Origin of the sequence: Idiomarina piscisalsi (assembly GCF_002211765.1) — a bacterium.
In the GTDB taxonomy this organism is placed as follows: Bacteria; Pseudomonadota; Gammaproteobacteria; order Enterobacterales; family Alteromonadaceae; genus Idiomarina; species Idiomarina piscisalsi_A.
Genome location: NZ_CP022133.1, coordinates 1,772,558 through 1,787,507, shown reverse-complemented (window position 1 = coordinate 1,787,507; position 14,950 = coordinate 1,772,558). Strand labels below are relative to the sequence as shown.

Genomic DNA, 14,950 nt, shown 5'->3' with positions numbered 1-14,950 from the left:
GCAAAAAGACCCCTGGCCGGGGAAAGTTATGCCGGTAACTTTTTGATTTTTCAGGTTTCAGTCGTTTATGACTGGTTGTGATGAATCTTCCCTTAACGAGTAGTGCAAACGCATATGATTACGATCAAAAAAGGGCTGGACATCCCTATCAAAGGGGCGCCCCAGCAAAAGTTATCCGACGGTAAGGCCGTAACAACGGTTGCTACCCTAGGTGAAGAATACGTGGGTATGCGCCCAACCATGCACGTGAAAGTCGATGACCGTGTTAAAAAAGGTCAAATGATTTTCGAGGATAAGAAAAACCCTGGTGTCAAATACACTGCTCCCGGAGCTGGTGTAGTTAAAGACATTCTGCGTGGTGAGCGTCGTGTTTTACAAGCAGTAGTTATCGAACTGGATGGTGAAGAGCAAGTCACCTTTGATAAGTTCGAAAGCGATAAACTGAGCTCGCTCGGTCGTGAAAAAGTGCAGGAGATACTGGTCGAATCGGGCCAATGGCCAGCGCTGCGTACACGTCCTTACAGCAAGGCCCCGGCTTTGGATGCAGAGGCTACTGCCATCTTCGTTAATGCAATGGACTCGAATCCATTGGCTGGCGACCCGACGGCTTTTATTGGTGAACACAAACAAGCATTTATCGATGGTTTGAAAGTGTTATCAAACCTGACAGAAGGCAAACTGTTTGTAGCGAAAGCTGGTGATGCTGAAGTTGATACTGGCGATGCTGATGTGACTCTGGAGTCTTTCCAGGGACCACACCCGGCAGGCTTAGTGGGTACTCATATTCACTTCTTACAGCCTGCAAGCTTGCAGCGTCCCGTTTGGCACATTGGTTATCAGGACGTTATTGCTTACGGTAAATTGTTCACTACCGGTGAAATCTTTACTGATCGCATGGTCGCATTAGGCGGTGAAGGTGTTAAAGAACCTCGCTTATTGCGCACTCGTATGGGCGCTAATTTGCACGAACTGACCGATGGCGAATTAGCTGGCGACAACCAGCGCATTATTTCTGGATCTGTTCTGCATGGTCATACAGCCGATGAAGCTCATGCGTGGTTAGGTCGTTTTCATAACCAAGTGAGCGTTATTCCTGAAGGTGATCACAAAGAGTTTCTTGGTTGGATACGCCCGGGCTCAGATTTGCACTCGGTTACTCGAGCTTACGCGGGGCATTTTAATCCGAAGAAATTATTCAGCATGACAACCTCAATGAATGGTTCGTCACGTTCAATGGTGCCAATTGGTAACTACGAACGCATTATGCCTTTGGATATTTTGCCAACCTTATTACTGCGCGACTTATTGTCTGGTGACACAGATGAAGGTCAACAACTGGGCTGCTTAGAGTTAGACGAAGAAGATCTGGCACTGTGCACCTACGTTTGCCCCGGTAAATACGAGTATGGACCGGTGTTGCGTGATTGTCTCACTAAGATTGAGAAAGAAGGCTAACCATGAGCTTGAAAGATACTCTTGAACGTATTGAGCCGCAGTTTGAGAAAGGCGGCAAATACGAGAAGTGGTATGCGCTTTACGAAGCAGTAGCCACAATTTTATACACGCCGGGTACAGTGACTAAGTCGAGTACACACGTGCGTGATCGCATTGACTTGAAGCGCATCATGATTTTGGTGTGGATGATGACATTCCCAGCTATGTTCTGGGGAATGTACAACGTTGGTAACCAGGCCGCTATCGCATTGGCGGACGGCTATGCGTTATCTGACGCATGGCAGGTCGGCCTGTTCCACTTATTTGGTGGTGAGTTTGGCGCTGACGCTGGTTGGGGAACCAAAATGTGGTATGGCGCCTGCTGGTACCTGCCTATTTATGCGGTAACCTTTATTTTTGGTGGTTTCTGGGAAGTTCTGTTTGCGACCATTCGTAAGCACGAAGTTAACGAAGGTTTCTTCGTTACTTCAGTACTATTCTCATTAATTCTGCCAGCCACAACGCCGTTATGGCAGGTGGCTCTGGGTATCACCTTTGGTGTGGTTATCGGTAAGGAAATCTTCGGTGGTACCGGACGTAACTTCCTGAACCCAGCATTAACCGGTCGTGCATTTTTATACTTTGCCTACCCGGCAAGCATGTCAGGCGACTCTATATGGACAGCCGTAGACGGTTTCTCTGGTGCAACCAACTTGGGTGCTGCAGCGTTAGGTAATCTAAATTATGGTGACACGGCGCTTTGGTGGGATGCGTTCTTAGGCAACATTCAGGGCTCTGTCGGTGAAGTTTCAACACTGATGATTCTTATCGGTGGTTTAGCCCTTATTTACTTCCGCATTGCATCGTGGCGTATCGTTGCTGGTGTCTTTGTGGGTATGGTGTTGTTCTCAGGTTTGCTCAACCTTATTGGTAGTGATACCAACCCAATGTTCGCAATGCCTTGGTACTGGCACTTAGTATTGGGTGGTTTCGCCTTTGCAATGATGTTTATGGCAACCGATCCGGTGTCCGCGTCATTCACGAACAAAGGTAAATTCGCCTACGGTCTGTTAATTGGTTTCATGACGGTGATGATTCGTGTCATTAACCCGGCATTCCCGGAAGGTATTATGCTGGCTATCTTGTTCGCGAACGTTTTTGCACCGCTGTTTGACTACTTTGTAGCACAGGCAAACATTAAACGGAGGTTAGCACGCAATGTCTAATAAGAATGAAAGCTTAGGCAAAACAATAGGTGTAGTGCTGGCGCTGTGTTTGGTGTGCTCGATCTTAGTAGCAGGCTCAGCGGTAGCGCTTAAGCCAATGCAAGAGAAAAACGCCGCACTCGCAATGCAACGCAATATCTTAAATGCTGCGGGTATTTTAGAAGAAGGTATGGACATTCCTTCGGTCTACGACGAGCGTATTAACGCATTGGTTGTCAGTCTTAAAGACTATCAAGTTTTACAAGACAAGGACCCAAAAGAGTTTGATAACCGTAAAGCCGCCGGCGACCCGGAAACCAGCACAAAGCTTGATAAAAGTGAAGATATCGCTGGTTTAGGTACCATGGAAAACATGACCGAAGTTTACTTAGTCATGGATGAGAATGGTCAACGTAACGGCGCTGTTTTACATATCCGCGGGCAAGGACTGTGGGGCACTATGTACGGTTTAATCTCTTTGGAAGATGATTTAAACACGGTACGCGGCGTTAATTTTTATGAACATGCCGAGACTCCTGGACTGGGTGGTGAAATTACTAATCCAAGTTGGGTTAAAACCTGGGAAGGTAAAGAGATTTTCGGCGACGACGGAAAAGTGAAGTTTGACTTGGTTAAAGGCGGGGCTTCTGGCGAGCACGAAGTTGATGCGTTGTCAGGCGCAACCTTAACCAGTAACGGTGTTGACGCACTTATCGACTTTTGGATGGGTGACAAAGCTTACGGTCCGTTACTTGAAAAACTTCGCAAAGGGGAGTTGACCAATGGCTAGTGCAAAAGAAATGAAGTCCGTACTGTTCGGGCCAATCTTCGCGAATAACCCCATCGCGTTGCAGATACTGGGTGTCTGCTCGGCGTTGGCGGTAACGTCAAAAATGACCAATACCCTAGTTATGTGCATTGCACTAACAGCGGTTGTTGCTGCATCTAACTTCTTTATTTCAATTATCCGTAACCATATTCCTTCAAGTGTTCGGATTATTGTTCAAATGACTATTATTGCGAGTCTGGTTATTGTGGTTGACCAGGTTCTGCGCGCCTATGCTTATGAAATTTCTCGTGAGCTGTCGGTATTCGTTGGTCTTATTATCACCAACTGTATCGTCATGGGTCGTGCGGAAGCTTATGCAATGAAGAGCACACCGTTCATGTCATTGCTGGACGGCATTGGTAACGGGTTAGGTTACTCAATAGTACTGTTGGTTGTAGGCTTTGTTCGCGAGCTGTTCGGTTCGGGTAGCTTGTTCGACGTTCAGATTTTGCCTTTAGTATCAGAAGGCGGCTGGTACGAGCCGGTAGGTTTGCTGCTAATGCCACCAAGTGCGTTCTTCATTATTGGCGGATTCATTTGGGTACTTCGTACTTTCCGTACAGAACAAGTCGAACCTAAGGAGTAAGAGCCATGGAACAGTATATCAACTTGTTTATTCGAGCGATTTTTATCGAAAACCTGGCACTGTCTTTCTTCTTAGGAATGTGTACGTTTCTTGCGGTTTCTAAGAAAGTTAAAACGGCCTTTGGTCTGGGTGTTGCCGTTATTGTTGTGCTAGGTATTTCGGTACCGGTAAACAATATTATCTATCACAACATACTGGCGCCGGGTGCATTGGATTGGGCGGGTTTTCCAGATGCTGATCTAAGCTTCCTGCGTTTCTTAACCTTTATCGGTGTTATTGCGGCATTGGTTCAAATTCTGGAAATGACCTTGGACAAATACGTGCCGGCTTTATATAACGCGTTGGGTATTTTCCTACCGCTAATTACCGTTAACTGTGCCATCTTCGGTGGTGTCTCGTTCATGGTTGAGCGTGACTACAACTTTGGTGAGTCAGTGGTTTATGGTATTGGCAGCGGCGTTGGTTGGTGTTTAGCGATTGTTGCGCTTGCTGCTGTGCGTGAAAAACTCAAATATGCCGATGTACCTGATGGTTTGCGTGGATTAGGCGCAACCTTCATGTCAGTAGGTTTGATTGGTTTAGGCTTTATGTCGTTCTCCGGCGTATCTCTTTAATCCAGTGTGTTGAATCAGTAAACGTTAAAGGTACGAATCGATGGATATTACTCTGATAGCGCTCGGTGTAGGGATGTTTACCATCATCGTACTGATTTTGGTAGCGATCATCATGTTCGCCAAATCAAAGTTGGTACCGCAGGGCGATGTAGAAATCCTGATTAACGAAGACGAAGAGAAGAAGATCGTAACGCAGCCAGGCACTAAACTGTTAGGCGCATTGGCAAACGCGGGCATCTTTGTATCTTCGGCCTGTGGCGGCGGTGGCTCTTGTGGTCAGTGCCGAGTCACTATTAAAGAAGGTGGCGGTGATATTCTGCCAACCGAACTTGACCATATTACTAAGCGTGAAGCACGTGAAGGTGTGCGTCTGTCTTGTCAGGTCAACGTTAAACAAGACATGAAAATTGAACTGCCGGAAGAAATTTTCGGTATTAAAAAGTGGGATTGTACCGTTAAGTCAAACGATAACGTGGCAACCTTTATCAAAGAGTTCGTTGTGCAGTTACCGGAAGGTGAAGAAGTGCCTTTCCGCGCTGGTGGTTACATTCAAATTGAAGCTCCACCGCATCATGTTAAGTACAAAGACTTTGATATTGCACCAGAGTATCGTGGTGACTGGGAACGCTTTGGTTTCTTGGACGTTGAATCTAAAGTTGACGAAGAAGTTGTTCGCGCATATTCAATGGCAAACTACCCAGAAGAAAAAGGCATTATTATGCTGAACGTTCGTTGTGCAACACCGCCACCGAACGACTTGAGCTTGCCGGCGGGTAAAATGTCATCTTATATCTTCAGCCTTAAACCAGGTGATGAAGTGACTATTTCTGGTCCATTTGGTGAGTTCTTCGCTAAAGAAACTGAAGCTGAAATGGTCTTCATTGGTGGCGGTGCAGGGATGGCGCCAATGCGTTCGCACATCTTTGACCAGTTACGTCGTCTAAACACTGACCGTAAAATCACGTTCTGGTACGGCGCACGTTCACTGCGTGAGATGTTCTATGTTGAAGACTTCGACATGCTGCAAGAGGAGAATGATAACTTCGAATGGCATGTTGCCTTGTCTGACCCACAACCAGAAGACAACTGGGATGGTGACACAGGCTTCATTCATAACGTTTTATTCGAGCGTTATCTGAAAGATCACGAAGCTCCAGAAGACTGTGAGTTTTACATGTGTGGACCGCCGGTTATGAACGCAGCATGTATTAACATGTTGAAAGATCTCGGTGTTGAAGATGAAAACATTATGTTAGATGACTTCGGTGGTTAATTGGTGATGCTGTCGAAATTATCGATTGTAAAATTATGGCTAGCTCTTATAGGGCTAGCCTTTTTAGTCTCTTGCTTAGATGCGCCGGAGCGTATTGAGTTTAGGGGCGAAACAATGGGAACAACCTACAGTGTTGTCCTATTTAGTAAAGATCCGCGACATTCAGCGGACAAGATTCAAACGAAAGTCGATACCGTGTTAGAGCGCGTCAACGCCCAAATGTCGACTTACGATCCAAACTCTGAATTGTCACAGTTCAATCAGCTATCAAGTACGAGCCCGGTTGTTATTAGTCGTGATTTAGAAAGAGTGGTTAGCCGAGCGCTGGAAATCGCTCGCCAGACAGACGGCGCACTCGATATAACCGTAGGGCCATTAGTTAACTTGTGGGGCTTTGGGCCTAATGCCAAACCCGAACAACAGCCAACAGCTGAAGAGCTGTCCGTTATTTCTGAAAAAGTTGGCTTTGAGAAACTGAGTGTCAGTAACCATCAATTGATCAAATCCCACCCCGAAATGTATGTCGATTTATCAACGATAGCAAAGGGGTATGGCGTTGATAAAGTTGGAAACTTAATGGAGCAGTTGGGGATTAATCAATACCTCATTGAAATTGGCGGTGAAATTTTAGCGAAGGGGGGTAAGCCCGCTGACGCAAACTGGAAATTGGCGATTGAAAAGCCTATTTCTACGGAACGAGCTGTCCAGGAAATTGTCGAATTTAAAGAAGGCGCGTTAGCGACTTCCGGTGATTATCGAAACTATTTTGAAGAAGAAGGGCGTCGATACTCACATATTATTGACCCTGAAACAGGTAAGCCAATACAGCATAACTTGGTTTCTGTTTCGGTCTATGCGGACGATACAATGTCAGCAGATGCATATGCGACCGCTTTGCTCGTGATGGGAACTGAAAAAGCAAAAGCGTTTGCTGAAGAGAATCAACTCGCAGTTATGTTGATTTCTAAAACTGATGAGGGTTTTGAAGAATATGCCAGCAAATGGTTTAAGCCCTTATTAGTGAGCAATAAACAGGAGTAATCATGCAAACCTTTTTAATGGTATTTGCCTTATTTGTTTTAGTTGTTTTGGCAATGGCCATAGGTTATATGGTGCAACGCAAATCTATTTCAGGTAGTTGTGGTGGCATTAGTTCACTGGGCATGGACAAAGCTTGCGATTGCGATGAACCTTGCGATAAGCGTAAAGCTCGTATGAAAAAAGAGCAGCAGTGGAAAGAGAATCAGATTAATTGATCAAAAACCCCATAAAGGTTATAACGATATAACTTTTTGTTGTAGATGCGAATGGGGGAGAAATGAAACCGATAGATATCCAGACTAACGGTAACGAGTTATATCTCGATTGTAACGCCACAACACCGGTTCTCCCTCAAATTGCTGAAGCCGTTTCACACACCATGGAAACGGTGTTCGGAAACCCATCCAGTAGCCATATTACCGGCCTCAAAGCTCGTTACATTCTAGATACCACACGACAAATGGCGCGGGAAGTCGTCGGTTTGGCACGTGGACGACTCATATTTACCAGCGGAGCCACTGAAGGTATTCAAACCGCGGTTGTATCGGCTATTGCGCACGCCATGAAAACGCGTCCCAGCGCTAAATACTTACTGTATGGAGCAACGGAACACAAAGCGGTTCCACAAGCACTGGAACACTGGAATGAACTGTTGGGCTTGCATGCTGAATTGAAAGCGATTCCAGTAGACAGAGACGGCCGTTTCGATCTCGATTTTATAGCAAGACATGTCAGCGATGCCGCTATGATATGTACAATGGCTGTGAATAACGAAACTGGGGTTATCCAAGACCTGAACGCGTTGGAACGCACGATTAGGACGCACAACGCATCAATACCGTGGATGGTTGATTGTGTGCAAGCGTTAGGAAAATTGCAATTTTCACTGGATGATACGTCGATAGATTATGCGCCGTTCTCAGGTCACAAGCTCTACGGACCCAAAGGCATAGGCTTCATGGCTGTTCGTGAAAAAGCACCTTTCACCCCCTTGCTTATTGGCGGAGGGCAAGAGTCCGGGCAACGCTCCGGCACGGAAAACTTACCTGGTATTGCCGCGTTGAATGCGCTGTTTGAGTTACTTATTACCGAAAATGAGATACTGCATTCCGACCAAAGGTTGAAAGAGTACCGTCGACAGCTATCTGAAAGTCTAAAAGCCGCATTTCCGACACTGGTGTTTAATCATAGCTTTGAACTCAGTGTACCAACAACGCTGAATTTTTCAGTGCGAGGTGTCGCCTCAAGAGACATTATGGATGTTTTTGATGCATGTGGTATTCGGGTGAGCGGGGGATCGGCATGCAGCTCCAAAGTCGTTGGTAGCTTTGTGCTAAGAGCGATGGGACTCGATGGTTGGCAAAGTGAATCCGCGATTCGAATGTCGTTTGGTCCTGCTACGTCGCAACAAGATATTGATGAAGCTTGTTACCGTATTCGGCAAGCAGGGGATGCACTAAAACACTCATGTTTACTGATAGCAGATACCAATAATGACAATGATGCGGCTTTAGATGGCGTCGTTCAACTGAAGTACGACACGCATTGTTGCTATTTAGTGATCGACAAACTGGCGAAAGAGCTTGCTGTGATTGACCCACACCCCGCACTGTCTGCTCGTATAGAGAATATTGTTAATTGCCGTGGCTACAAGGTAAAAACGGTTTTAAGTACCGATTCAGGTTCAGAGATTTCTGAAGCGGCAAAGCTACTAAGAGGAATTTTAAGGCTAGATGCGAAAACACACGATGTGTTTGGTTGGCCTGGTGTCAAAGAACGCAATTGCGATGCCGTTCCGGTTGAAGCTCAGGCCGATATTGATGGTTGCATTAAAGTAGGTGAAAGGCGTCTGTTTCGGTTAGCTGGTGAGCAACCTGTTTTTGTTCTGAGTGAGCCTGCTCGTTTAAAAAGCGAGGTGAAAACCGATTTCGTTTTTTCAGGAAGTGCACCGCTTAATAGCTATCAGAGTTTAGTCTCTGTCAATGCGCTCGTTTGCCCGAAAGAAGATCCCGAACATCACCTTGTTTACTCGTTATGTGAAACGATGGGGGATTGTGACCCTGGTGCCGACGTCAACATACCAATAGGTGAAACGGATGAGTTTTGGTGTCGGGATGACCTGGTTGTGATAGATGTAAGAGAGCGTCAGGAACATGTGGTATCGGATATCCCGTGCTCGGCAGAGGTCGTTAATGTCCCTGTCACAGAAGCCATACAGTTCATTCATGACCACCAGGAGTTAAAAGACCGGGACATTATCTGTGTTTGTCGTTCGGGAAACCGGAGCGCTGTTGTTGCTAATGTTTTACAGCGCCATGGCTTCAAACGAACGCGTCACCTTATGGGAGGGTTGGCTCTTTTGAGCTCGCCGGCTGCCAAAGCAGTCTAGCGATAAAACCGTCTTTGCCGACAAACCAGCAGCTGATATTCCCGTGGCATTGTATGTTCCAGATGTTTTTATCAGATAATGGATGCCATTGACCGGAAGCAATATTTAGCGCGGCCGCACCTTGCGGGTTTGAGGTCAGTAACCAGTCACCGTCGTGAGACACTTTACTGAGGCTGTATAGCGCACCGCTAAGAGGAGCCTCAGGTAAAGCCTTGAACTCTTCGTTGGAATAGCGCCACAAGCGTGGAGCCTCTTGTTCGTCGCTTTCTTCACTCAGTGAGCCGCCGGCAATATAAAAGTTGTCTTCATCGTCAGGCCAAACGCTGGTAATGCCCGCCATAGGACCTGCCTGCATCGGAGAGTCAATAACTTTAAAACGAATGCCGAAAGAGCCTTTAACTAATACCCGCGCTTTGTCGGCATTACCGGTTGCTATCATCCAGGTGTCGTTGTTAAAACGTGCGCAGCTGCCGCTGGAGGCAAAGCCACCCTCGTTCGATTGTGGCGGCTCAGCAACAGCAGACCGTACTTGCATCCAATTGCGGCCATCGGCACTTCTTACCATGCGCCATTCGTCACCGACACTATCGCCGTGAACCCAAGCCTCACCGCTCGGAGCTAAAGCCATACAATTGAAGAAAGAATCACCTTCACCGCGATAACGTAAACGCCAACTGTTGCCACCATTCTCGGTGTAATAAATGCGAGACTGGCCGCCTTTTCCAACACTCATGGCATAAGCGCGGCGATCATCAATGGCCTCGATATCACGAAACTGAAGGTCTGCCGGCCCCGGTTGGAAGTACTGCCAGCTTTTCCCGGCATCGGTTGAGCGAGCAACGGTTCCGTTTTCACCGGCAACCCAAATGGTATTTCGGCTGACTGGGCTTATGCCAATCCATAGCTGATTCTTTATTGTGTCGAGTACCTCGAGCTCTGGCGGTGCGGCTGCGGAGCCAAAAGTTGAAGCTCCGCTCAATAATGCCGCGGCGCAGCATGCGTTTCGTATTAGCTTCGTCATCGCCATGGTTATAACCCGTTATTAACAGTTGCTAGCGAGTGTAGCACGCGTAATGAACCCAGAGCTACATCAAAGCGACTTACTGTGCGTCAAAGCAAATGCCATTGTCGTGCTTGCTGTCATCACTCATTAAATAAAGGTACGTTGGCATAATGTCAGCAGGTGTTTTCAGGCGTTTAGGATCTTCTGCCGGGTAAGCTTTTGAACGCATGCTAGTGCGCGTTGCACCAGGGTTAATCACGTTCGTGCGTAGTTTTGTGCCCTCGTATTCGTCTGCTATTACTTGTGCCATACCCTCAGTGGCAAATTTACTGACAGAATACGTGCCCCAGTATGCACGGCCTTTGCGTCCGACACCTGACGATGTGAATACTAAAGAAGCGCTTGGCGCTTTCTCCATGACAGGAATAAGCGCCTGAGTCATGGCGAATTGGCCAGTGACATTCACTTGCATTATTTCGTCCCAGCTGTCTTTTTCTATGTGGGTAAATGGCGACAAAATACCAAGCAAGCCAGCGTTATGCAGAACACCGTCGAGTTGACCGAATTGGTCTTGAATAGTTGCCGCCATATCACGGTAGTGAGAAGGGGTAGCACCTTTTAAATCCAGAGGAATGATAGCCGGCTGCGGATACTCCGCTTCAACAATGGCATCATAGACGGCTTCGAGTTTCTCGACAGTGCGACCTAATAGTATGACGGTCGCACCGTGTTTAGCGAAGGTTATTGCGGCCTCTTTACCAATGCCGTCGCCAGCACCTGTGACTAAAATAACTTTGTCTTTCAGAAGGTCCGGTGTCGCTTTGTAATCGTGTACGGTTTTAATTTTCATAGCTGTTTTCTAATACCATTGGACTGTGGTCGGGTGAGTAGGCTATTGTAACGATATTCGAATAACTTCTCAGCAAACGAACGAAAAATCGTTAAAAAGCCTTTAATCTTATTTGATACAGGTGTATAAATTTCGTTAAGAGAAGGTACAGAATAACAAAACATAAAAAAGGATTGGGGATACCTCATGAAGAAATTACTACTCCCATTGGCAATCGGTTCGGCTCTGAGCCTTGTAGGTTGCGGAAGCGGTGACGAAGCACCTATTACGGAAAACGAAGTGAATGTCGCTGCAACACGCGTTGTATTTGACCCATCGAATGGTGAAATACCAGCACCGACAAATATTTTGTTAAGCGGCAGTGTGGATGGCACTTTGAATATTCCGGTCGCTGACCCAAGTGATACAGCTAACCCGCAGGTCGCTATTAACGGTTTAGACGGTTGGGGAACGCACTCAACTCTGGCATTTAATTTCTCGCTTCCTGTTGACCAAAATGGTGAGCAGGTGTCGGTCGATCCTGCCAGTGTCGAAGCTCAGGGAGCAGTTCGAGTATTCAAAACGGTACAAGGCGGAACACCTGTTTCTGAAGGTTGTGCCGCAGCTAACCCAGCGGCTGTTTGTGCGGTGACCGAAGAGTTACAACACGGCACAGACTTTACCGTTAAAGCAACAGGTGAAGGGAGTTTAGCCGTTGTACCACTTCGTCCTTTAGCGTCAGCTACAGGCTATTTGGTCGTTTTAACGGATAATATTCAGGATTCTTTAGGTCGTCGTGTTAAAGCATCACAGACCTACACACTAATGAAAGAGCCTGTTAGTGAAGCACCGGCTTCAGATGACCCTTCAGCGCAAAGTTTACAGGCACTGATTAACAGCTACGAAGGTGCTTTAGCACAGTTCGGTGTAGACCCTGAAGACGTCATTTATAGCTCAAACTTTACCACTCAGTCGGTAGGTGATGTGCTGGGCATGACGAAAACTTTATTAGGTCAGAAAATTGCGGCGGGTGCTCCGCCAGTCATGCAAGCTGCGCCGCAGGGCTATACTTTAGATGTCGTTTTGTCTGGGGCGGGCATTACCGACCCAACTACCTTGGCGGTTGCTAGCTCAGCTAAAGTTTACGGCGGTCAGGTTGATATTCCTTACTACTTGCCTGTACCAAATGCGGAAAATCCAACCGCGCCGGTAACGGGGCGCTGGACGGCTAAGTGTGATAGTCCTGTTACCATCGTTGGTGGCATTGAAAGTGGCCAAATCCCAGAGGGTGCTTTAGGTTTGGGTATTACTCAAGACGCTATCGCAGCCGATAAAGCGGGGGTCATTCGCACTATAGTAGAGGCGTGCATCGCTTCAGAGAATGGTATTGATTTACCGGGTGTTGACGATGAGCGTCATTTAACTAAATACAACCCGGTGCCGGAAGTTCAGGATACGGAAACGGTGAATGCATTTGTCACTATTCCTGATTTAGCTACAGCTAATGCGGTAAGAAGTCAACGAGGTTTGCCTGCGTTAAGCCAACCAGCTGATGGCTGGCCTGTCATCATCTTCCAACATGGTATCACTGGCTCAAAAAATAACGCGGCCGCAATCGCGGGCACGTTAGCTGTTGCTGGTTATGCAACCGTAGCAATTGACCATCCATTGCATGGTGAACGTGGCTTTGATATTGACGCAGACGGTGAGCTCGACATTACAGCAACAGGGTCAGCAAATGCCACTACGTATATGAATCTGAGCAGCTTGCTTACTACTCGCGATAACCTGCGTCAGTCAATTACTGACTTGGTTGCCTTGCGTGTAAGCTTAAATAACTTCATGGCTGCCGATGGTGAGCAAATTGATGGCACGGATGTGCACTTTATTGGTCATTCCTTAGGTGCTATCGCGGGTACCGGTTTCACCGCGCTGGCTAACACGTCATTTGGCGAAGACAGCCCATTATCAGCGCTTGACGGTATGTTTAGCGTTCAGGCCTCTAGCTTAGGCATGCCCGGTGGTAGCTTAGCGAACTTCCTGCTAGCCTCTGAACGTTTTGGTCCGACAGTAAAAGCAAGCCTGCTTTACTCATCGAATGCTGATTTTAAAGCAGCCGCTGACCAAGCAATTGCTGGTGGTGCAACGCTCGAGGAGTTCTATGCTGGCTTCATGGAGCAAGCGTCTGCTGAGCAAGTGGCTCAAATCACTGCGACTTTTGAACAGTTTGCATTTGCAGCACAAACTGTTGTTGATTCGGGTGACCCGGTTAACTACGCAAGTGATGTCGTCGCTTCAGAAACGCCGGTATTCATGATTGAAGCCATCGGTGATTCGGTTATCCCTAATGCTGTAGAGAACAAACCGCTTGCAGGCACAGAACCTCTGGCTGCGTTGCTCGGTTTAGAGGGTATCTCGGAAACGACCACATCGGCGGATGGTACACCGGTAAGTGGCATCGTTCGTTTTGGTGGCGATGCAGAGCACGGATCATTGGTTGACGCAGGACCTTCTGCGGCAGTTACTGCTGAGATGCAACAACAAATTGCCTTCTGGTTTGCTTCAGACATGATGCAAATAACAATCAGCAATCCAGATTTGGTACAATAACCTCAGGTTATTGAAAACTCGTTATTCAAAGGCCGGCAGTTATGCTGGCCTTTTTCGTATGGGAGAAGTATATGGAGTTTCTGATAGATATTGGTTCGTTTTTGTTGAAGGCGGCCATTATTGTTATCGCTGTAGGCTTTATTGTTGGTCTGCTGGCACAAGCGGCTCAGAAGCAAAAGAAGAGTAAGGGCGACCTGCAGGTCACTGACTTGTCGAAAGAGCTTAAGGACTTGAGTGAGCAACTTAAGCTAGAGCTAATGGATAAAAAAGCTCGCAAGAAGGCGATGAAGGCGTTGAAAAAGAAAAAGCCAGCAGATGACAAAAAGCAGCGTCTTTTTGTACTGGACTTTAAAGGCAGCATGGACGCTAAAGAAGTGGATAACTTGCGTCAGGAAGTGAACGCTATCTTACAGTTAGCAACCGACAAAGACGAAGTTCTCGTGCGTTTAGAAAGCGGTGGCGGAGTTGTCAATGGCTATGGTTTGGCGGCAGCGCAGTTACAGCGGATTAAAGCGCATGGCCTCACACTGAATGTGGCCATAGATAAAGTAGCGGCAAGTGGCGGTTACATGATGGCGTGTGTTGGTCACAAGCTGTTAGCCGCGCCGTTTGCATTTATTGGCTCTATTGGTGTGGTAGCACAAATACCTAACTTCCATCGCTTCCTGAAAAAGCATGATGTCGATTTTGAACAGCTTACTGCGGGTGAATATAAACGCACATTAACGTTATTTGGCGAGAATACGGATGAAGGGCGTCGTAAGTTTAAACAAGACTTAGAAGCCATTCACCGTCAATTTAAGACATTCGTGCAGGAGAACCGCCCTGAACTCGATATTGATAAAGTTGCCACGGGCGAAGTGTGGTCAGGCCAGGAAGCAAAAGAGCTTGGTCTTGTCGACGAGGTAACAACGAGCGACTCATGGCTACTTGAACAACACAAGGCGTTCAGCGTACTGCAGCTTAATTATGTGGTTCGTAAACCAATGAGTGAGCGTTTTGCAAAAGGTCTGTCAACGATCATTCAAACGTTGAAGTCGTCGTTAACGCGTTCAGACATCGCACAATAAGCGCCATTAAACACCGCTTACAATAACCAAGCTGCGCAGCGGGCAACTTTTTGGTAGTCTATCGCAG

13 protein-coding genes are annotated in these 14,950 nt (G+C 47.1%); 11 read left to right on the top strand and 2 right to left on the bottom strand.

Annotated features, from left to right (window positions below; all coding sequences use genetic code 11):
- Positions 1 to 114 precede the first annotated feature (114 nt).
- The 9 genes from CEW91_RS08645 to CEW91_RS08605 all read left to right on the top strand — a co-directional run bounded on the left by CEW91_RS08645 (position 115) and on the right by CEW91_RS08605 (position 9,371).
- A complete protein-coding gene (locus CEW91_RS08645; protein WP_088768581.1) occupies positions 115 to 1,455 on the top strand; it encodes a Na(+)-translocating NADH-quinone reductase subunit A in 1,341 nt (446 codons plus the stop codon).
- A 2-nt stretch (positions 1,456 to 1,457) separates the two neighbouring features.
- Positions 1,458 to 2,660: an NADH:ubiquinone reductase (Na(+)-transporting) subunit B gene (locus tag CEW91_RS08640; protein WP_088768580.1), complete on the top strand. Its 1,203-nt coding sequence runs from the start codon at positions 1,458 to 1,460 to the stop codon at positions 2,658 to 2,660.
- Positions 2,653 to 3,429: a Na(+)-translocating NADH-quinone reductase subunit C gene (locus CEW91_RS08635; RefSeq protein ID WP_088768579.1), complete on the top strand. Its 777-nt coding sequence runs from the start codon at positions 2,653 to 2,655 to the stop codon at positions 3,427 to 3,429. Before CEW91_RS08640 ends, CEW91_RS08635 begins: the two co-directional genes overlap by 8 nt.
- Positions 3,422 to 4,054 carry an NADH:ubiquinone reductase (Na(+)-transporting) subunit D gene (locus CEW91_RS08630; protein WP_088768578.1) on the top strand — a complete coding sequence of 211 codons (633 nt, stop codon included), beginning with the start codon at positions 3,422 to 3,424 and terminating at the stop codon, positions 4,052 to 4,054. Before CEW91_RS08635 ends, CEW91_RS08630 begins: the two co-directional genes overlap by 8 nt.
- 5 nt (positions 4,055 to 4,059) lie before the next feature.
- A complete protein-coding gene (gene nqrE / locus CEW91_RS08625; protein WP_088768577.1) occupies positions 4,060 to 4,668 on the top strand; it encodes an NADH:ubiquinone reductase (Na(+)-transporting) subunit E in 609 nt (202 codons plus the stop codon).
- Between the two features lie 40 nt (positions 4,669 to 4,708).
- Positions 4,709 to 5,941: an NADH:ubiquinone reductase (Na(+)-transporting) subunit F gene (nqrF, locus tag CEW91_RS08620; RefSeq protein ID WP_420038562.1), complete on the top strand. Its 1,233-nt coding sequence runs from the start codon at positions 4,709 to 4,711 to the stop codon at positions 5,939 to 5,941.
- Positions 5,942 to 6,055: 114 nt separating this feature from the next.
- Positions 6,056 to 6,982 (top strand): FAD:protein FMN transferase, encoded by a 927-nt coding sequence (locus CEW91_RS08615; protein ID WP_232506946.1) that lies wholly within the window; start codon positions 6,056 to 6,058, stop codon positions 6,980 to 6,982.
- A gap of 2 nt (positions 6,983 to 6,984) precedes the next feature.
- A complete protein-coding gene (gene nqrM / locus CEW91_RS08610) occupies positions 6,985 to 7,197 on the top strand; it encodes a (Na+)-NQR maturation NqrM (RefSeq protein ID WP_088768576.1) in 213 nt (70 codons plus the stop codon).
- A gap of 62 nt (positions 7,198 to 7,259) precedes the next feature.
- Positions 7,260 to 9,371 (top strand): aminotransferase class V-fold PLP-dependent enzyme, encoded by a 2,112-nt coding sequence (locus CEW91_RS08605; protein ID WP_088768575.1) that lies wholly within the window; start codon positions 7,260 to 7,262, stop codon positions 9,369 to 9,371.
- Here the strand turns inward: CEW91_RS08605 and CEW91_RS08600 are convergent.
- Entirely contained in the window at positions 9,322 to 10,398 is a 1,077-nt protein-coding gene (locus CEW91_RS08600; RefSeq protein WP_232506945.1) for a WD40/YVTN/BNR-like repeat-containing protein, read from the bottom strand. The genes CEW91_RS08605 and CEW91_RS08600 overlap by 50 nt on opposite strands.
- 73 nt (positions 10,399 to 10,471) lie before the next feature.
- The gene (locus CEW91_RS08595; protein WP_088768574.1) at positions 10,472 to 11,224 is read right to left on the bottom strand and encodes a YciK family oxidoreductase; all 753 of its coding nucleotides are present in this window, start codon (positions 11,222 to 11,224) and stop codon (positions 10,472 to 10,474) included.
- Positions 11,225 to 11,410: 186 nt separating this feature from the next.
- Here CEW91_RS08595 and CEW91_RS08590 point away from each other — a divergent pair, with 186 nt between their 5' ends.
- Both CEW91_RS08590 and sohB read left to right on the top strand, forming a co-directional pair.
- Positions 11,411 to 13,813, top strand: coding sequence for a VolA/Pla-1 family phospholipase (locus CEW91_RS08590; RefSeq protein WP_088768573.1), 2,403 nt, complete (start codon positions 11,411 to 11,413; stop codon positions 13,811 to 13,813).
- Between the two features lie 71 nt (positions 13,814 to 13,884).
- Positions 13,885 to 14,883 (top strand): protease SohB, encoded by a 999-nt coding sequence (gene sohB, locus CEW91_RS08585; protein WP_088769389.1) that lies wholly within the window; start codon positions 13,885 to 13,887, stop codon positions 14,881 to 14,883.
- Positions 14,884 to 14,950: the final 67 nt, after the last annotated feature.